Origin of the sequence: Pseudomonas farris (assembly GCF_019145235.1) — a bacterium.
GTDB lineage: Bacteria > Pseudomonadota > Gammaproteobacteria > Pseudomonadales > Pseudomonadaceae > Aquipseudomonas > Aquipseudomonas farris.
In genome coordinates this window covers 36,064-53,885 of record NZ_JAHSTV010000003.1, presented here as the reverse complement: position 1 = coordinate 53,885, position 17,822 = coordinate 36,064, and the positions used below count along the sequence as shown (strand labels likewise).

Here is a 17,822-nt window from a genome sequence, read left to right as displayed (position 1 = left end):
AACTCTTCTAGAAGCGGTAAGTGAGGTCGACGAGCAGGCGCAGATCGGTTTCGCGGTCACCGTCATAAGGCCGGTTGATCACGCTCAGCAGGCCACCCACCTCGAATACGTCGTTCCAGCTGTAGCGCTGGCCGTAACCCAGCAGGCCGACGCCGCCGGTCCCGTGATCACGCTGGCTATAGGTGCCCGCACCGGCCTGGAACTGCTGGCTCCAGGAAGTTTCGTAGCGGTGATAGAGCACATGGTTGACGTTCACCGTCGGCAGCACGCTGAAGTCGGATTTTGGGTTGAAGTACGGCACGTCGTCGGACTTGGAGTTATGGCTGGTGCCGACCTCCAGGCCGAGGTCGACTTGTAACCCCGGCGCGCGGTAAACACCCTCGCGACCGGTGAGCAACGCTTCGACACGGTTGTTGCCGTCACTGAAGTGCGAGGGGCTGACCGCCAGCCTCCACTCGCGGCTCTCATTGGCGCGCCAACGGATGAAACCGCTGCCGCCATTGGCGGTGATGTCGCTGTTCAAGGCCCGCAACGGCGTTTGCGCCGACAGGTATTCGAGGCTGCCGCCGTACTGCCAGTGATCGTCGATGTCTCGGGCAATCGCCAGGCGCGCGCCCTGCTTGTCACCGAAGCCATAGGAATGGTTGGAGACTTCCGCTTCCAGGGTCATGTCGCGGGTCCGGCGTTCTAGCCCGACGCGCTGAAAACGATGGTGACCGGTGCCTTCCTGGAAATCGCCGGTGGCGTAACCGGCACCGGCGAACACACGCCAGTCTTCATCGATGGGCGGGCTGTACAGCGTGGTTTCGATGCCGAAATCGCGACTGCCGTTGACCGCCCCGGCATCGCCGTTGCCCCCGCCATAACTCTTGCCGCCGTAGGCCTCTACCCGCAGCTCGGCCATGTCATGGACTGCACGCTGACGCTGCAAACGCTGGACCTGACGGTTGTCCGGAAAACGCGCGACCACATCGTCGGTCAGCGCATCCATCTGCCGCCATTCCTGCAGATCCATGGCGGTGTGACCTTGCGTAACTTCCAGGCCGATGTCCCGCGGGGCCATGCTCTCGGTTTCCTTGAGCTGATTTTCGGCGCGCCGTGGCCAGTCCCGAGCCAGGTACAAATCGGCCTGGGCCAGACGCAGGCCGAGGTTGCCGGGCGCCTGATTCACCAGCACCTGCAAACGCTGCTCGCCCGACGGCAGATCAGCGCCGTAGGTGCCGGCCTGGGCAGCGAGTTGCTGCGCGTCCATCCATTCATCGTTGGGATTGCCCACCGGCAAGCCCTTGAGCTCGACCCGTGGCTTCTGGGTCTTGGCCAAGTCTTCAGCGACCTTACGCGCTTCATCGGCCTTATCGCTTTCGAGCAAGGCGTAATAGAGCGCGGTGCTGTCTTCCAGGCGGTCGCCGACATCGGCATCCGGCGCCACCAGCACCTGACGATACAAATCGGTGGCGATTTCTGGCTGACGCTGGTCAAGATAGGACGACGCCACCCAACGCAGGGCGTAGGTCGGAATCTTCACGCCTTCGGCGAGCAGCTTCTGGTATTCGGCGATCACATCGGCGGTGCGTGCACGGGCCTTGAGGGCGCCCATGCGATCGATTCGCCAGCGGATGACGTCATCGTGGGCCTGAGGATCTGGCGTCCAGGTCGTCAGCAACTGGTCGTAATCGGACAGAGCCCGATCGGCGATCAGATAACGTTCTTTTTCGCTGCGAGTGGCCAGCTCCGCCAGGCGCACGCGTTCTGCGGCCAGGTCACCTTCGAGGCGTCGCAGTGTAACCGGGTCCAGCAATCCCGGCCGCTGACGCGCCAGGCGCAAGGCCGGCTCCGGTAAACGGGCGCGTTGCAGGGCAATCACGTATTCCCGAGCGACGTCGGGTTTGGTGCCAGCGCGGATGAAGGCCTGGTCGTATTCAAACAATGCGTCGTAGGTGGCGCCGGCGCGGGTCAAGGCATAGGCCAGGGCCAAGCGGCGGGAAGGATCATCCGGTTTCGCCGCCACCAGCGCCCTGGCGCGGGCAACCGCCTCGTCAGGTTTACCGGCGTCGGCCTGGGTCATCGCCAGCCCCAGCTGCAGGTCGGCATTTTGCGGTTCAAGGGCCAGGGCCTTGTTGTACACCTGGGTCGCCGAGTCCCAGCGCTTGAGGTTGCGATAGGATCGCGCGGTGGCGGTCAGAGCCTGAACCGGCAGCGCCCGATTGTGCCCTTGGGTTTCATAGACCTGGACCACTTCGGCGTCCAGACCCGCCCAGCTGGCGATCTGCAAGTGATCGCTGATCTGACCGGTGGTGGCCTGGTTTCCCGGTACTTGGCGCAACACAGTCAGCGCAGGCGTGTAGTTGCCGGCCCGTGCATCGCGAACCATTTGGTCGTAGGGGGTGTCGGCGAGCGCCAGCATCGGCCACAGCAACTGGCCGCACAGCGCAACGCGAAACAAGGGGCGCAAACCACGATGAATAAAGGGACCAGCAATACACGGCATTCGTCAGCATCCTTACATGGCCAGCCGGGTCGCAATGTCCCTTGCCCATTCGTAGCGGAAAGCCGGGTCGAAAGACCCAGCCAAGCTTTATCGAAGCAGTCTTGCATGCAAACGTAGTCGATTATTCAGAGCACAATAATTCTTCAGATTCGTGTCGCTCGGCTCTTCTCTGGTGCCAGTCAGTCAAGGTGCGGAACCTGTGGGAGCGGGCTTGCTCGCGAAGACGGTCTGTCAGTAGACATTGATATTGACTGACACGACGCCTTCGCGAGCAAGCCCGCTCCCACATGGATTGCGTTTGATTGACAGGCATTGGAACCTCCTCCCCCTCTCCCCGTTTCGAAACCCCAGACAGCAAAACGCCCGGCGTCTGCGTGTTGCAGAGGCCGGGCGTTGCGCTGAAGCTTGCGGTTTTACTGGATGGTGACGTCGCCCGTGCCGCCGAGTTTGCTCATCACGAAGCCGACAAATTCTTCGAGGGTCATTTTCTGGCCGTTGAAGTCCACCTGATTGTTGGCGTAGTGCAGCTTGGTGACGACATTGTTACCGTCCAGTTTCGCCAATTGCGTGCCGACCGCCATGCTGCTGAACATGTCGGCGGTTGCGCTCGCCTGATCGGCGATCAGCTTGGCGTCGGTCTGGCCGTCGATTTGCGACTGCACGGTGAGCACGTCAACCAGCATTGGCTTGGACACCAATAGGTTGAAGTCCAGCAGCGCGATCAATTGCTTGACCAACTGGTCTGGCGGCAGGTCCATGGACTGCGGTTTGGTCAGGTCCAGCACCAGGTTGGCGCGGCTTTCGCCGTTGCTGGTATTGAACGACAGGTTTTCCAGAGCCACCTGCGGGCCGGCGGCCAGCAGTTTCTCCAGGCCGGTCTTGACCTGTGCCTCTTCGGCCGGCGTCAGGTTCAGTTCCGGCGCCGGTAGACCAGCGGCTGCGGCTTCAGCGGCGGCCTTCTCGTACGGTTGCAGTTTGGTCTGGTAGATCTGCATCAGCGACATCGTTGACGGGATGTCGAGGTTTTTCAGGCTCATGGCCATCTGCGCAGAGCCGATAACTTTGCCGTTCAAGGACACTTCACCAACCTTGTAATCGGCACGCCCTGAAGCGTTGGTGCCCGATTCCTCAGTCTTGTTCTTCATTTCAAAGTTCTTGACGCCGAGTATCGACTGTTTGGCGCCGAAGGTGGTCTTGCTGTTGGTCAGCTCGATGGTGTTTTCGCCGGTGTAATAGCCGTACGTGCTTTTGTTCAGGTTACTGGCCACGGTCAAGCCGTTGAGCTCGACCTGCACCGGGGTCTGATCTTCGGCCACGGTGGTCAGCTTCAGGCTGTCCATGTAACCGTCAGCCTTGACCTTTTGCGCCTGGGCACTGGCGGCTACGTCGAGTTTCATACCGGAGAAGGTCAGCTTGGATTTGTCATCCAGTGCTGTTTCCAGCGGCAAGAATTCGAGGGTGCCCTTCGTGGAGTTGTCGTAGCCGATGTTGACCACGCCTTTGACCGGGGAATTGTCCTTGGCGGCCGCAAACCACTTCTCGGTCAGCGGAGTCTTTTCCAACTCGTAGTGACTGGTGGCCAGGACCGGCAACCACTTCAGCGATACCAGACGCGAGAACGGCAGCGGGCCGTGTTCGATGCGGTCGACGAACAGCAACTCGACCGGCGCTTCACCAAACATCTCGCCTTCACCCTTGAGGCGGTAGTGCGCGGTGCTGCTGAACACATGGCGGTCCAGCGACACCAGCTCCAGCGATGCCGTACCGTTGGAACCAGCCAGCGCGGCTTGCAGCTCTTTGTTGGCGTCGGCGATCGAGGTATTCAGCACCCCATCGAGTTTGGAGCCGGTGTACCACGCACCGCCAGCGCTGATTGCACCGATGGCCACGACAATTCCTAGAAGCACGCCTGCTGATTTATTCATGAAGTACCCGTTCAATGTCCGTTGTTGAAAGTGTGGTCGTCTTCCCTGAACCCATGACAGGTTGCGGTCACGACTGCGCTAAAAGTGGGATGGAGATTAGCATTTGCGCCGCAAAGCGGCCCATTGATTAAAGGTGAAAGAGTGTCTATGGGGTATTGCTGCTTGTGGACAACTGGCAGAGGGCAAGAATTCCGGCGGTCATGCAATCGCTTTCGCGAGCAAGCCCGCTCCCACAGGGGAACGCATTCCAATGTGGGAGCGGGCTTGCTCGCGAAAGCGTCAGCCCTGCCAATACATCTTTATGAATACTGAACCTCAATCTCATCCAATTGATGATCAAAGCTCTTGAGCCGTGCGGTCCACGTATACACCAGCACTTCAAAATCCCGATTGATCACCGCCCCGCCGGTCACTTCCGCGCGCGGGTCGCAGAAATCCAGCTGATAACGTTCGCGGGCCATGGCGGTGGCGACATCGGAAAGCTCTCGCGCATTGTTGAGCCAGTGCCACCCCTCGTCGGCCACTTGCTTGTCCAGCGCCAGGCATTGTTTTTTCAAGGTTTCGAGGCTTTTTTCCAGCGGTGTGCCGGTGAGTTCGCCCATCACTTCCTGGAACGTGCGCCCCGGTTGCCAGTAACTGCCCCAGAAATACCGGTCGAACACCGTTTCGACACGACGCAAAGCCACCTTGGTGTCCCAGATCAGCACCAGGGTCTTGCCTTGTTCGAGTTGTCGTTTCTTGATGCGCTGGCCCTGTAATGAAGCCCAGGCGACCACCACGATAGCCATCACGGCGATCAACGCCACTGCGCTGTCGAGGAATATCAGCGCCGTGTCGAGCTGGTGGGCCAGCATGACGCCGTAGAAATAGGTGGCCGACAGCAAAACCAATGCCGCAATGGCGCACCAGAAGCCGGGAGCATAAGGGTTTTTCATTATTAGATCCCCATGACCAACGCAAGCCTTGATCGACGGGTTCGCCGCGCGCCCCCATCAAATCAAAGCATAGCAACGGCCTCAGGGTTTGCCGGGTTGTGACCCTTGCGTTCGTCCGCTTTCCCAGCCGCCACCCAAAGCAAGGAACAAATCGATCTGGCTCATCGCGACTTGGGTGTTGGCCGAGGCCAGTTGCGCCCGTACGTCGGTGTAGGTGCGGGTGGCTTGCAGGTCCGCCAAAAACGACGCGCGGCCAGCCTGAAAGAAGCGGTGGGTCTGGTCTGCCGCCAGTTGCGCCGATTGCTCGGCATCCGCCAACGCATCGCGGCGCTGAAGCTGCGCGGAATATTGCGCCAGGCCGGTCTGAGTCTCGCGGATGGCGTTGAGCACCACGCCATCGAAATGCGCCAGCGCGCCTTGGGTCGCGGCCTCGGCCTCACGGATTCGCGCGCGGGAGCCGTTGGACGGCACGGTCCAGCTCAGCAACGGGCCGAAGCCCCAGCGATTGGTCGCCGGTTTACCGAGGTTTTCCAGAATCCCGACCGTACCAACGGTCGCGCCGATGCTGATATCCGGGTACAACTCGCCGGTTGCAATGCCGATACCGGCCGTCGCGGCCGCCAATCTACGCTCGGCTTGCCGCACGTCGGGTCGACGCTTGAGCAGCGTGGCGCCGTCACCCACCGGCAACAATTGCGCAATTTTTGGCAGCTCAGCGCAGTCGCTGGTGCCCACAGGCAATTGCTCGACCGGTTTGGCCAACAGCATCGACAAGCGGAACAGCCCGGCCTGACGTGCCGCTTCATAACGCGGCAACTCGGCGCGCAAGGATTTGAATTGGGTTTGCGAACGGGTGACCTGGGTTTCATCGCCGCGCCCGGCATCGCTCAAGCGCTGGGTCAGCGTGGTGCTCTGGGCTTGCAGGTCGAGGGAATGCTGAGCGATCTCCCGCTCTTCGTTGGCCGCGCAGACTTGGGTGTAAGCCCGCACCACATCGGCCACCAGCGTGATACGCGCGGTGTCCGCTGCCGCCTGAGTCGCATCGGCATTAGCTTTGGCCGCTTCGATGCCGCGCTGCAACGTGCCAAACAGGTCGAACTGATAGGACGTGGTGATGCCGATGTCACCGACGTTGGCCACCGGCACTTTATCCGCCAGCAAGAACGCCTCGCCAGACTCCTGCAAACGCTGGGCACCGACTTTCACGCCGCCGCTCCAACCGCCCGCCGCCTGCGCTTCGTCGACTTGAGCGCGAGCCCGCGAAAGATTCGCCGCCGCCACCCGCAAATCGGTGTTGGAGGCCATGGCTTGCTGCACCAATTGGTCCAGACGCGGATCCTGATACAAGCGCCACCAATCGCTGGGCACCGGTGCCGAAACGACATTTTTGCCGTTCACCGCCAGATCGCTCTGAAAGTCGTCACGGCGCACGGCGGCCTCGTCCGGCAAGTGATAATCCGGCCCGACCACCTGACAGGCCGACAGCAGCAGCCCTAACCCGGCCACCGCCAAACCCGAGGCCCTGCTCATTGCGCCGGCTCCCGGGTTTGATCGTCGATGATCGACACCGTGGCCGTGCGGCCGGCAATCATGCGGAAGTCCTCTGGCACCTCGTCGAAAGCGATTCGTACCGGAATCCGCTGCGCCAGCCGCACCCAGCTGAACGCCGGATTGACGTTGGGCAACAGGTTGCTGCCGCTGCTGCGGTCGCGGTCTTCGATACCGGCGACGATGCTTTCCACATGCCCGCGCAGCCGAGCGCGGTCGCCGACGACCCGAATATCGACGCCTTGGCCGACATGAATGCCGTCCAGCTTGGTTTCTTCGAAATAACCATCGATGTGGAACGAGTTGCTGTCCACCACCGACAATACCGGCCGCCCGGCGGTGACGAACTCCTGGGAACGCGGCGCCCGGTCGTTAACGTAGCCATCCACCGGGCTGCGAATCAGCGAGCGGTCAAGGTTGAGCTGAGCGCTGTCCACCGCCACCTGCGCCTCCATTAACGCCACTTCGGCGCGGGCGACACGGGACTGGCTTTCTTCCAGTTGTTCGGCCGGGACCAGGTTGCCAAGGCCACGGTTACGCTTGGCCTCGCGCTGAGCCTGGGCCAGGGTTTCCTGGCGGTCGGCGACGGCCGCTTTTGCTTGGCGCAACGCCAGTTTGAAACGGTCCTGATCGATGCTGAACAGCACCTGGCCGCGTTTCACCCATTGGTTGTCGCGAACCTCTACTTGCTGGATCAGTCCCGACACATCCGGGGCGATCTGCACGATGTCGGCGCGGATGTGCCCGTCCCGGGTCCAGGGCGCGAACATGTAATACATGACCATGCGCCAGACCACGACAACGGCGAAGGTCACGATCAACAGCGTCAGGACCACGCGGCCGAGGGTCAAAAAAGGTTTTTTCATGTCATCAGGTATCGACTGAGTGAGTCCACGGCGCCGAGGAGCAAGGCGTAGAGACCCACGTTGAACAATGCCCGGTGCCAGACCAGACGGTAAAAGTGCAGGCGCGTCAGCAACCCGTGCACCAACAGGTACAACACGTAGGTAATGCCCATCAGCACCAGCAGCGTCGGCAGGAACACCCCGCTGATATCCAGATCACCGATCATAAAGGCGCTCCATCGATGCCATGGGGAAGCGGTTCTTCGAGCTCGCCTGTGCCGACGAACTCCACACCCGGCAGTAAGGCCAGGCGCAAGCCGCTCAGGGCATGCAGCAAATGCAGACGGGCGCCGTCGTCGCACTCGGTGTCGAGGGCGCGACGGGTGCGGTCGAGAGTCATCAGCAACGGGCTCGGCGCTGGCAGACGTTCGTCGGCCTTGAGACAGGCCTTGAAGTACTCACCGACTTCGACCACCACTTGCTGCAGCAGCACCTGCGGCATGCCCACCACACGCGGCGTATAGGCCAGCAGGTCGAGAAGATTCAACGCCACGCGTACTTCCCGCAGCGCGATCCCGGTGTCCTGGCCGGTCATGGCCAGCCGCGGCAAGTGCTGCATCAGGCGATCGAGGACCTGCACGCCCAATTGCCGGTGTTCGGCCAACGAAGCCGGCTCGGTGAGGCTGACGATGTCGCGCCAGCTAAAACGGGTCAGGCGCTTGGCCGCCAATTCCGCGCCGAATGGCCGGGCGATCAGGGTCCAGATGAACGCGAACAGCAAACCCATGGGACCAGCCAGGTTGGAGTTGGCGAAGCTGAGGAAGTCCGCGTCGTAGGCGCCCTGAATGCTGATGAAAGATGACGTGTTGACGATGGTCAGCAGCATGCCCAGGTAGAAACGCGGCTGCACCGTCAGGGTGCCAACGCAGATGAACGGGATGGCGAATGCCAGCACCAGCATCGGGAAGTCATGCAGGTTCGGCAGGATCAGAAACAGATAGAGGCTGGCGAACAGCACCGACATCGCGGTCCAGAAAAAGAACCGGTAGATCTGCGGCGCCGGGTCGTCCATCGAAGCAAAAAAACTGCACGCCACCGCCGCCAGAATCACCGCACTACCGCCGTCGGTCCAGCCGAGCAGAATCCACAGCACCGAGGCGACGATGATGGCGGTGACCGTGGACGCGGCCGAATAGAGCATCAAGCCACGGTCGAGAAACGGTGACAGCCGACCGAGGCGCCAGTGCCGATACACCGCGCGCCAACTGTCCTGGCTCTCGCACTGAATGGCATGTTGAAGGCTGCGGCAGTCTTGCCACACATCGATCCATTCGCCGAGGCGATACAGGGCGTTGGAGAACAGCAGCTGCTTGCGGTCGTCCAGCGCCTCGGCATTCGGTTGCAGCGCTTCGAGCTGGTTTTTCAGGGCCTGCCAGCGGTCGAGGTCCGCGTCTTTATGGTCGAGCCATTCGGCGGTCGCGGTCAGCAGTGGCGCGAACTTATCCACAAGCTCCGGCGTGCGCCGCTCGAGGGCATAGAGCGCGTCGTCGAGGGCATCGATCACCGGCAGCAGATGGATCATTCGCCCGCGCAGTTCCTTGGTATTACGCACTGTCTGCGGCCGCGCGCCCTCGTGGGGCAACTGACCGATCATCAATTCCAGGCTGTTGAAGTTCGCCACCATCAATGAACGCAGGGTGCTGACTTCGTCCGGCTGCACGTTGCGACTGAGGAAGCGCAGGCTGTAGGTCGAGGCATCGGCGAACCATTTGTTCACCGAATCGTTGAACACCGGCGCCAGCCGCCGAGGCCAGAACATCGCGCCGACCACTGCCGCGCAGGCGATGCCGAGGAAGATCTCTTCGGTGCGCGCCTCGGCCACGTCCCACACCGCCAGCGGGTTATCTACCACCGGCAGGGCGATCAGCGGCAAGGTGTAACCGGCGAGCATCAAGGCGTAGCTGTTGGCGGTGCGCAAGTGCAAGGACAGGAACAGCAAAATCCCGGTCCACAGCGCAATGACCACCACCAACACATAAGGGCTTTGCACAAACATCGGCACGAAAAAAACCGCCGCCGCCGCACCGAGCAAAGTGCCAACGGCGCGGTACAACGCCTTGGAACTGGTAGGGCCGACGAACGGACTGGAAACGATGTACACCGTGGCCATTGCCCAATACGGACGGGGCATTTGCATGAGCATGGCGATGTACAGCGCAATCATCGATGCCGCGAACGTGCGCACACCGTAGAACCAGTCTCGCGCCGGGGGCACGCCGGTGAAAAATCCGCTCAAGGTTGAGCTACCGCTGGATGATTGGCCGCTTCGAATGCTTTCAGTACCCGCAGCGCCGCTTCCAGATCACTCGGGGCGATCCCTTCGAGTACTTCGTGGCGCAAACGCACCAACTCGACTTCGACTGCCTGCACCAGCTCGCGACCGGTCTCGGTCAGGCTCAGGCACTTGGCGCGGCGGTCTTGGGTGTCTTCGGTACGACAGACGTAACCGGCATGGCACAGCTGATCCAGCAAACGCACCAGAGAAGGACTCTCCATCCCCGCCGCCTGCGCGACCGTCACCTGCCGCACACCCTCGCCCAAACGCCCGATCATCAACAACGGCACGGCGCAGGCTTCGGAGATTCCATAGTTGACCAGCGTGGTCTGACAGATCTTCCGCCAATGCCTGGCGGCCACCACCATGGAGCTGCTGATGTTCATCTGGAGAGCGTCGAGGTTCTTTGGCACGAGGGGATGCACACACTGTTAGTTTGCTAACTATCAATATGGCATTGGAGGGGAAAGTTGGTCAAGTTTTGAAACATATTGGCGAGCAATGGTCAGACATGGGAGCTCCACAGGGATCGCTGTCGAGTTTGAAATCTGTGTAACGTTCGCTATCCGAACCGAGAATCGAACAATGCCTGGTGATACAACAGAAACTGACAATATCTTCGATTTCGGAGAATCGGATCGTTACCACAACTTCCTGCAAAGGAAAGTGGATGCTGCACGATTCTCGCAAAACGAAGGACAGTGCCGCAGTAACGAAGAGATCGAAACCGAATTTGCCGCTATGCGGACGCAAGCGGCAAAAATAAGAGAGGTCTAGAACTATCAGCGCTTCTTGGCTCGGTCGTACACATCGCTGCGTTCGCGCTTACCAACCGCCACCACAGAAACGACTACGCGCTCATCAAAAACTTGATACACAAGCCTGTATCCCGATGACTTCAATTTGATTTTGTAGCAATCAGGCATCCCATGCAGTGAGTCGGAAGGGATTCGAGGCAATTCAAGCCGTTCCGCCAGTTTCTTTTTGAACTGCTCACGCAATGTATGCCCCAGCTTGTCCCACTCCTTGCGTGCGGAGGGCAGGAATTCAAGCTTATAGGTCATCCAGGCTTACCGGGACCGGCGTTTCATTTCTACGAGAGCGAACAATTTCCGCCAACTCGAAGTCATCGAGGCGCTCCATCATTTGCTCGAAAACATCGGCCGGAACCATGTATCCCATCACTCGGTTATGGTTCAGCACTGCCACAGGCCCACCGTGAGCACCGCTCAGAACTGCAGATGGGTTTTTCTTCAACTCAGACACGCTAACCGCCATGTCGGCCAGAACACTTTGCATAATTAAGACCTCAATTCAGGTCTTGATTCTGGTCTATTACCTGTTTCTGAGCAACCCTGGAAAAAGCTAACAAATTAAGTTTTTGCTCAGATTTTTTTACCACTCACCAGTTTTTTTACATTTCGCGATTTTTTATCCAGATTTTTTTACACCCCCCGCCCCTTCCTCAGCAGCACATCCAGCTGATCCACCACCTCCGCCCAATCCGCATCATCCAGAATCTCCTCACGCAGCAACTCTGCCTGGCTCTCGCTCCAGAAGAACGCGTCCGCCAGGTGCAGTTCGGGTTTGAGTGGTGAATGGGTAGCGATGAATTTATCGATGCTTTCGGCGTCATCGGGCAGGCCGAGTTGTTTGAAAAGAGATGGGAGGCTGTGGGTAGGGGATTCCATGTTTGGCTCCTTCGTGATTGCGTATTGGATGGGTGACCGTGGCGCGGCTATTCGCGGGCAAGCCTCGCTCCCACAGGGTTTTCGCAATTCCTGTAGGAACGAGGCTTGCCCGCGATGACGGCAGTGACGTCGACGCTACGCCGACTGGCTCAACTCGCACACCTCGGCATGCGGCACCATTTTCAAAAATTCCGGCACGCTCATGTGTACCAGATTGTTGTGGTTGCCGGCTTCGAGGTAGATGTCTTTCTGCCGGGTCAGCAGTGGGTCGATGACCATGTCCATCCCGTAGGATTCGCCCAGTGCCGGCACGGCGCCGCGTTCGCAATCGTCGAACAGGCGCGGCAGGTTGCTTTCACGGGTGATTTGCCATTCGCTGCTGCCACGTACTTTGCTCAGGTCCAGGTGACAGCTGGCGGGCAGTACGGCCATCAAGTAGTGGCCGTGACGGTCGTCGAGAATCACCGATTTGGCGACCCGTTCGGCAGGAATGCCCGCGAGCCGAGCCGTTTCAAGACTGCTGGCCGAGTGCGGGTGAGAAACGATGTCATATTCGCAGTGAGCCTTATTGAGGCTGTTCTGCACGGTTTTTGCCATACGCATGATGCACCTCGGTGTCCGCAGCAACGAATCGCGGACGGTGGTTAGCTTTTGGTCTCCCTTAAAAGTCTAGGCCCGCTGGTGGGATCCGGCGGGAAATCCGCCCGTCGGACGCTGTCGACAACTGGTCAAAGTTCATACAAGTGCAGGCTCAACTAGACTTGTGTACAGAGTCAGGAACGATTAGTGGACGAAATGACTCTTGCGGAGGGTCAAGTGAACACTTGTCGCTGTGCAATAGCGTGGCTATTGACCTTCAGCGGGTCGGTTTTCGCGGCGGACACCATCATTGTGCTGGTCCCCAATCCTCTCGGGATCTGGCTGATCACGTTCGGCATTGTGTTTCTGATCGCCGAGGCGGCCTTGCCCAATTACGGCGTGGTCGGTTTGGGCGGCTTGGTGATGTTCGTGATCGGCGCGGTGATTCTGACGAATGCCGAAATTCCTGTTCCGCTGATGATCGGCCTGGGGTTGATCAGTGCACTGCTGCTGATTTTCCTGGTGATCCGCGCCTTAAAAACCCGACCGCGCCGCAACGTCAGCGGTGATGCCGAATTACTGGGCGCCGTGACGCCGGTAACGTCGTTGCAGGCCGACAATGTTTATGTCGGCTGGGTGCACCTGCAAGGCGAGCAATGGCAGGTGTCGAGCGAAACACCGCTGCGACCGGGTCAACAGGTCCGGGTGGTGGCACGCAAGGGCCTACTGCTGGAAGTGGCCGCGGCTGACGCGGCGCCCGCAATGAACAAAGATGGCGGAGAATAATTATGGGCTTGCAACTGGGTTTTGCCGCGCTGCTGTTATTGCTGATTGCACTGGCAGGGTCGGCCTTCCGCATCCTGCGCGAATACGAACGCGGCGTGGTGTTCCAGCTCGGACGCTTCTGGCAGGTCAAGGGCCCTGGCCTGATCCTGCTGATTCCGGTGGTTCAGCAAATGGTTCGTGTCGACCTGCGTACCGTGGTGCTCGACGTACCGCCGCAAGACGTGATCACCCGCGACAACGTCTCGGTCAAGGTCAATGCGGTGCTGTATTTCCGCGTGCTCGATCCGCAAAGGGCGATCATTCAGGTCGAAGACTTTCTCATGGCCACCAGCCAACTGGCGCAGACCACGTTGCGGGCGGTGCTCGGTAAACATGAACTCGATGAATTGCTGGCGGAACGGGAGCGGTTGAACGTTGATATCCAGCAAGTGCTCGATGCTCAAACTGACGCCTGGGGCATCAAGGTCGCCAATGTCGAGATCAAGCACGTGGACCTCAATGAATCGATGATTCGCGCCATCGCCAAACAGGCCGAAGCCGAACGGGAACGTCGTGCCAAGGTGATCCACGCCGAAGGCGAATTGCAGGCCTCGGAGAAACTCATGCAGGCTGCTGAAATGCTCGGGCGTCAGCCGGGGGCCATGCAATTACGTTACATGCAGACGCTGAGTTCGATTGCCGGGGACAAGAGTTCGACCATCGTCTTCCCGCTGCCGATCGAATTGCTCAAGGGGATGGCGGATTTGTCGTCAAAACCCTAAGGAATTAATCTGTCGGCCCCAAAGATCGCAGCCTTCGGCAGCTCCTACAGGTGTACGCCGGGCCATTGTGGGAGCTGCCGAAGGCTGCGATCCTTTTCCAATGCCTCATAAGGCTCGCGCGCCCAGTGCTCCACCCGCTCACGAAGCAGCGCCGAGGCTTCACGACGCTTGTCATCGCTGTCACCGACAAACACCTGCGACGGCTGCTTGGCATGTTGTCCCACCGCCGCAAACACCTGCCTGCGCTGCTCGATATCCACCGCAAAGAACGCCGCCAACCGCCCTGCCATAGCCTGCGGCAATTCGCTGTAATTCACCGCCAGACCGCCAAACGCCTGGCATTGCGCCAACCCCGACGCCAGCAATCGGCCCAATCGCCGGGCGATATAATCCTCACGGCTGCTGAACGGCCATTCCTCATCCAGCACGCTCGCTCCGATCATCCCCGGCACCATGTGCATGCCCGGGCGACGCAGATGCGAGACGGCAATTTCCAGCGGATCGCGATAAAGAAACAACCACGGCGTTTCGGGGAAGCACTCGCGCAGCAACGGCAGTTCACCGATGTTCCAGGCGTCGAGTTTGATCACCAGCCGTTGCTCCACGCCAAGCCGACGTTGCCCGTAGGCAGACAGCAATCCTTTGATGGCCGCACGGTGCTCGACGGCGGGCAAATCACTGCGCAGCAACGCATCCAGCGGCGGTGGCTCGCTGATGACGAGGTGGTTGTCGAGTTGCGCCAGCATCTGGCTGATCAGGGTCGAGCCGCAGCGGGAGGCGTGAAAGATAAAAGCGCTCGGCGTCAGACCGGGGCTGCAAACCTGCCAGTCAGCAAGGGTCGACAATGCGGTTTTCCGGCGAAACGCCTGATTGAACGGCAGCCGCAGCGCATCCTCCACCGCATCACGAAAAAACGGCTGATGCAGCCGCGTGTCACCGAACCAGCACCAGTCGACTTGCCATTGCCCGGCCTCTTGCCAGATGCGGATCGGCAACCAGCCTTCGAGGTTCAGGCGCGCCATTGTTCATTCCATTGACGGCGGCCGTCGCGCATCGCCGCGCGCAGTTCTTCACGGGTGAACGCAAGTCCACGCTCAGCGGCCAGTTCCAGGGTGCGGGTGATAAAGGCTTGGTTGTCCTGCAACCCCTGCAAGGACTTGCACAGCTGCGGATCGCTGGCCACCAATGCCTTGAACTGTGCAAAAGCGTCAGGACCGATTTCCGGCGACGGCGTGGTTGCCAGCCCGTCAATGATCGCCTGCTCCAGCCAGGCACCAGGCCGGCAATCGAGTACCAGATGAATCCGTGCCTGAATATCGCGATTGTCCACGCGATGAGGCCGCGACAGGTCGAGAAACCAGCATTCGCCAGCGGCCATCGGCATGCGTTGGCCGTCCAGCAGAAAGTCCACTTGGGGTGGACTGAGCAGCGGAATGTGCAGACGCAAATCAGCGTCTGGTTCGCCCAGATCATAGTCGCGATGCTCGTGAATCCGCCCGCCGGGGCCGAGCCGCAGCAGACGTGCGCAGACGATTTCCAGCGGCAGATCCCGCAGCCCTTGCTGCCATCGAACATCCTGCCGCCAGAGCGCACGCAATAAAGACTCACCGCGACCGGGCGACAGTTCAGTCAAGGCATCGGCCGCGGAAATCAATGCCACGCCACTCCAGTCGCCAGCGTAATAAGCGCTATTGAAATGACCGTGCCAGTGGTCCTCGCCAATCGCCGCCAGCGCCTGCAACAGCAACGGTAAATCCACCGTCACCGGCAAGCGGGAGAAGGCCGGCCGACTCATCGTTTCGGCAGCACCGCGCATTCGCCGAGCCAGGTCAGCAAACGGTCGAGACAGGCCTCCACCGACTGCGCGCCCGTGTCGAGCACCAGCGACGCGCACGGCGGTGGTTCGTAAGGCGCGGAAACACCGGTAAACCCCGCCAATTCTCCCCGTCGAGCCTTGGCGTAATGACCTTTTGGATCACGCTGTTCGCACACCGCCAGCGAGGCGCTGCACCAGACTTCGCGGTAATCCTCGCCCAACCGTCGGGCGAACAACTCACGCAACTCCACCAAGGGCGCGATCATCGCGAGGATGACAATCTGTCCGTTCTCGACCAACAGCGCCGCAAGTTCGCTGGCGCGGCGGATGTTTTCCAGACGATCGCTGTCGGTAAACCCCAGATCGCGATTGAGCCCTACCCGCAATCCGTCGCCATCAAGCACCACACTCTGCACGCCATGTTCGAATAGCTCGGCGTGCAGTGCCTGGGCCAATGTCGACTTGCCCGCGGCCGGTAAACCGGTCAGCAGAATCGCCGCGCCACGATGGCCGTTGCGGATCTCCCTTTGGGCGCGGCTGATGCTCGCTGTCGGCGCCAGCAGGTTATTGGACCGGGGCATGGGCCACCGGCACTGAGATGTTGCCCGCCGCCCACGCCTCTTCGCGATTGGCCAGGGCGGTGGCGATGGACTGGACTTCGGTCGATTGCACTTCGTCCGGCAGCGGATCGAGACCGGCGCTGGCGAAGATTTGCCCGTAAGCGTTGCGCAGGTCGGCGTAAGACAGGTCGCGACGCAGATCGGCCTGCAAGGTGTTCAACTCGCCCTGGATCAGATCCAGTTCGCCCAGCCCGGCCGCCTGATAGCGGTTGCGCAGTTGACCGACGATTTGCCCATCGATGTCTGACAGTTGCTGATTGGTCTTGAACTGTCGCATCGCCTCGCGATAGTTGGCGTTGGCCACGTAAAGCTGCGCCAGGATGGCAATCGACATCGCCTGCCGGCGTGCCGTGGCAACTTCTTCACCCGCCTTGGCGACGTCAATCGCGGCAGGCGCGGAAATCACATTGAACAGGTTCCAGGTGACTTTCACCCCGTAATCCGCCCAGCCCTGCTCCACCAAAAACGAGTTGCTGTCGTAATGCCCACCGGCGGAAAACTCCAGCCCCGGCAGCAGACGCAGCATGGCTTTGCGGGTTTCGGCGGCGCTGATGCGGGTCTGGTAATCCTGCTCTCGCAACTCCGGCCGACTGGTCAGGGCTTCCTGTTCCAGGCTGGCGAGGTCGACCTTGAGTTCCGGAATGACGTAATCGTCCTGGGTCGCCAGCGTCAGGTTGGTACTCGGAGGCAGGTTGATCAAGGTCGCCAGTTCGGTTTTCGCCAGCGACAGTGCGCGGCGTTGCTCTTCCAGCTGCCGGGTGGCTTCGATCAGTGAGCGCTGATAACCCAACGCCTGAATCGGATCGCCGATGCGCTGTTCGCTCATGTTCTGGCTATTGTTGCGAGCGGTTTCGACCCGGGCCATCAGGCTGTCGATTTGCTTGAGCAAACGTTCGGCGGCCATCGCTCGCCAATAGGCCGAGCGTACGTCCTGAACGATGGTGTTGATCACCTTGCGCCGCCGCTCCTGCACGATCAGCCGCTGATCGCCCTGCTGCTTGGCACTGATGTAACTGACACCGAAGTCGAGCACGTTCCAGACCATGGTCAGGTCCGCCACTTCACGGTCGCGGTCCTGGGAGGTCGACGGTTCCAGAGACTGGGTGCCGGTTTCCACGCTCTGACTGCTGGAAGCGTTTACGTTATTACGCCCCACATACCCGGCGTCCAGCGCCATGCGTGGCAGCATGTCAAAACTGGCGAGGTCGAGTTGGCGCTTGGCCAGGGCCTCTTCCATGATCTTGAGCCGGCCTTCGAGGTTGTATTTCACCGCACGGGCCATGGCCTGGTGCAGGGTCAGTGGGCCGCTGAGGGGCTCCTGACCCGTGTACATCTTTTGCAGATCGCTTTTGGCGCGCTGTTGGCTGACGCCCCGTTCGATCGGTTCACTGGTGACTGCACACCCGCTGATCGCCAGCGCCAGCAGGCTGGCGCCGAATAACTTCTGACTTCTCTTCATCCTTGGAGCCCCCAGGTGCCGCCCTGCTTTAATG

At 60.4% G+C, this 17,822-nt stretch carries 18 protein-coding genes; 2 read left to right on the top strand and 16 right to left on the bottom strand.

The genetic code is table 11. The features are described from left to right. Window positions 1-7: 7 nt before the first annotated feature. The 12 genes from pgaA to KVG95_RS06460 all read right to left on the bottom strand — a co-directional run bounded on the left by pgaA (window position 8) and on the right by KVG95_RS06460 (window position 12,370). The gene (gene pgaA, locus KVG95_RS06515) at window positions 8-2,488 is read right to left on the bottom strand and encodes a poly-beta-1,6 N-acetyl-D-glucosamine export porin PgaA (RefSeq protein ID WP_217855054.1); all 2,481 of its coding nucleotides are present in this window, start codon (window positions 2,486-2,488) and stop codon (window positions 8-10) included. A 413-nt stretch (window positions 2,489-2,901) separates the two neighbouring features. Next, a complete protein-coding gene (locus KVG95_RS06510) occupies window positions 2,902-4,413 on the bottom strand; it encodes a YdgA family protein (RefSeq protein WP_217855052.1) in 1,512 nt (503 codons plus the stop codon). A 299-nt stretch (window positions 4,414-4,712) separates the two neighbouring features. Continuing rightward, window positions 4,713-5,348 carry a hypothetical protein gene (locus KVG95_RS06505; RefSeq protein WP_052962941.1) on the bottom strand — a complete coding sequence of 212 codons (636 nt, stop codon included), beginning with the start codon at window positions 5,346-5,348 and terminating at the stop codon, window positions 4,713-4,715. A gap of 81 nt (window positions 5,349-5,429) precedes the next feature. After that, window positions 5,430-6,878: an efflux transporter outer membrane subunit gene (locus tag KVG95_RS06500; RefSeq protein WP_217855050.1), complete on the bottom strand. Its 1,449-nt coding sequence runs from the start codon at window positions 6,876-6,878 to the stop codon at window positions 5,430-5,432. Continuing rightward, window positions 6,875-7,762 carry an efflux RND transporter periplasmic adaptor subunit gene (locus KVG95_RS06495; RefSeq protein WP_217855048.1) on the bottom strand — a complete coding sequence of 296 codons (888 nt, stop codon included), beginning with the start codon at window positions 7,760-7,762 and terminating at the stop codon, window positions 6,875-6,877. Before KVG95_RS06495 ends, KVG95_RS06500 begins: the two co-directional genes overlap by 4 nt. Further along, the gene (locus KVG95_RS06490) at window positions 7,759-7,968 is read right to left on the bottom strand and encodes a DUF1656 domain-containing protein (protein ID WP_030128598.1); all 210 of its coding nucleotides are present in this window, start codon (window positions 7,966-7,968) and stop codon (window positions 7,759-7,761) included. The genes KVG95_RS06495 and KVG95_RS06490 overlap by 4 nt, the downstream gene beginning before the upstream one ends. Continuing rightward, the gene (locus KVG95_RS06485; protein ID WP_217855046.1) at window positions 7,965-10,037 is read right to left on the bottom strand and encodes an FUSC family protein; all 2,073 of its coding nucleotides are present in this window, start codon (window positions 10,035-10,037) and stop codon (window positions 7,965-7,967) included. Before KVG95_RS06485 ends, KVG95_RS06490 begins: the two co-directional genes overlap by 4 nt. After that, window positions 10,034-10,462 (bottom strand): MarR family winged helix-turn-helix transcriptional regulator, encoded by a 429-nt coding sequence (locus KVG95_RS06480; RefSeq protein ID WP_038978419.1) that lies wholly within the window; start codon window positions 10,460-10,462, stop codon window positions 10,034-10,036. Before KVG95_RS06480 ends, KVG95_RS06485 begins: the two co-directional genes overlap by 4 nt. Before the next feature lie 396 nt (window positions 10,463-10,858). Further along, window positions 10,859-11,140, bottom strand: a complete 282-nt coding sequence (locus KVG95_RS06475; protein WP_007899567.1) for a type II toxin-antitoxin system RelE family toxin — start codon at window positions 11,138-11,140, stop codon at window positions 10,859-10,861. Then, window positions 11,130-11,375, bottom strand: a complete 246-nt coding sequence (locus KVG95_RS06470) for a type II toxin-antitoxin system Phd/YefM family antitoxin (protein WP_007899564.1) — start codon at window positions 11,373-11,375, stop codon at window positions 11,130-11,132. The genes KVG95_RS06475 and KVG95_RS06470 overlap by 11 nt, the downstream gene beginning before the upstream one ends. A gap of 146 nt (window positions 11,376-11,521) precedes the next feature. Then, entirely contained in the window at window positions 11,522-11,767 is a 246-nt protein-coding gene (locus KVG95_RS06465; protein ID WP_008068578.1) for a DUF2789 domain-containing protein, read from the bottom strand. Window positions 11,768-11,902: 135 nt separating this feature from the next. After that, window positions 11,903-12,370 (bottom strand): aminoacyl-tRNA deacylase, encoded by a 468-nt coding sequence (locus KVG95_RS06460; protein WP_217855044.1) that lies wholly within the window; start codon window positions 12,368-12,370, stop codon window positions 11,903-11,905. A 213-nt stretch (window positions 12,371-12,583) separates the two neighbouring features. On the opposite strand from KVG95_RS06460, the gene KVG95_RS06455 reads away from it, so the two are divergent. Both KVG95_RS06455 and KVG95_RS06450 read left to right on the top strand, forming a co-directional pair. Further along, window positions 12,584-13,132 carry an NfeD family protein gene (locus KVG95_RS06455; protein ID WP_367616723.1) on the top strand — a complete coding sequence of 183 codons (549 nt, stop codon included), beginning with the start codon at window positions 12,584-12,586 and terminating at the stop codon, window positions 13,130-13,132. Between the two features lie 2 nt (window positions 13,133-13,134). After that, the gene (locus KVG95_RS06450; protein WP_225922941.1) at window positions 13,135-13,893 is read left to right on the top strand and encodes a slipin family protein; all 759 of its coding nucleotides are present in this window, start codon (window positions 13,135-13,137) and stop codon (window positions 13,891-13,893) included. A 44-nt stretch (window positions 13,894-13,937) separates the two neighbouring features. On the opposite strand, the gene KVG95_RS06445 is transcribed toward KVG95_RS06450, so the two are convergent. The 4 genes from KVG95_RS06445 to KVG95_RS06430 are packed head-to-tail and all read right to left on the bottom strand — an operon-like array spanning window position 13,938 to window position 17,788. Continuing rightward, window positions 13,938-14,915 carry a sulfotransferase family protein gene (locus KVG95_RS06445; protein WP_217855042.1) on the bottom strand — a complete coding sequence of 326 codons (978 nt, stop codon included), beginning with the start codon at window positions 14,913-14,915 and terminating at the stop codon, window positions 13,938-13,940. Then, window positions 14,903-15,688, bottom strand: a complete 786-nt coding sequence (locus KVG95_RS06440) for an aspartyl/asparaginyl beta-hydroxylase domain-containing protein (protein WP_217855799.1) — start codon at window positions 15,686-15,688, stop codon at window positions 14,903-14,905. The genes KVG95_RS06445 and KVG95_RS06440 overlap by 13 nt, the downstream gene beginning before the upstream one ends. Further along, window positions 15,685-16,290, bottom strand: coding sequence for an adenylyl-sulfate kinase (gene cysC, locus KVG95_RS06435; RefSeq protein WP_217855040.1), 606 nt, complete (start codon window positions 16,288-16,290; stop codon window positions 15,685-15,687). The genes KVG95_RS06440 and cysC overlap by 4 nt, the downstream gene beginning before the upstream one ends. Continuing rightward, window positions 16,274-17,788, bottom strand: coding sequence for a TolC family protein (locus tag KVG95_RS06430; protein WP_217855038.1), 1,515 nt, complete (start codon window positions 17,786-17,788; stop codon window positions 16,274-16,276). The genes cysC and KVG95_RS06430 overlap by 17 nt, the downstream gene beginning before the upstream one ends. Between the last annotated feature and the right edge of the window lie 34 nt (window positions 17,789-17,822).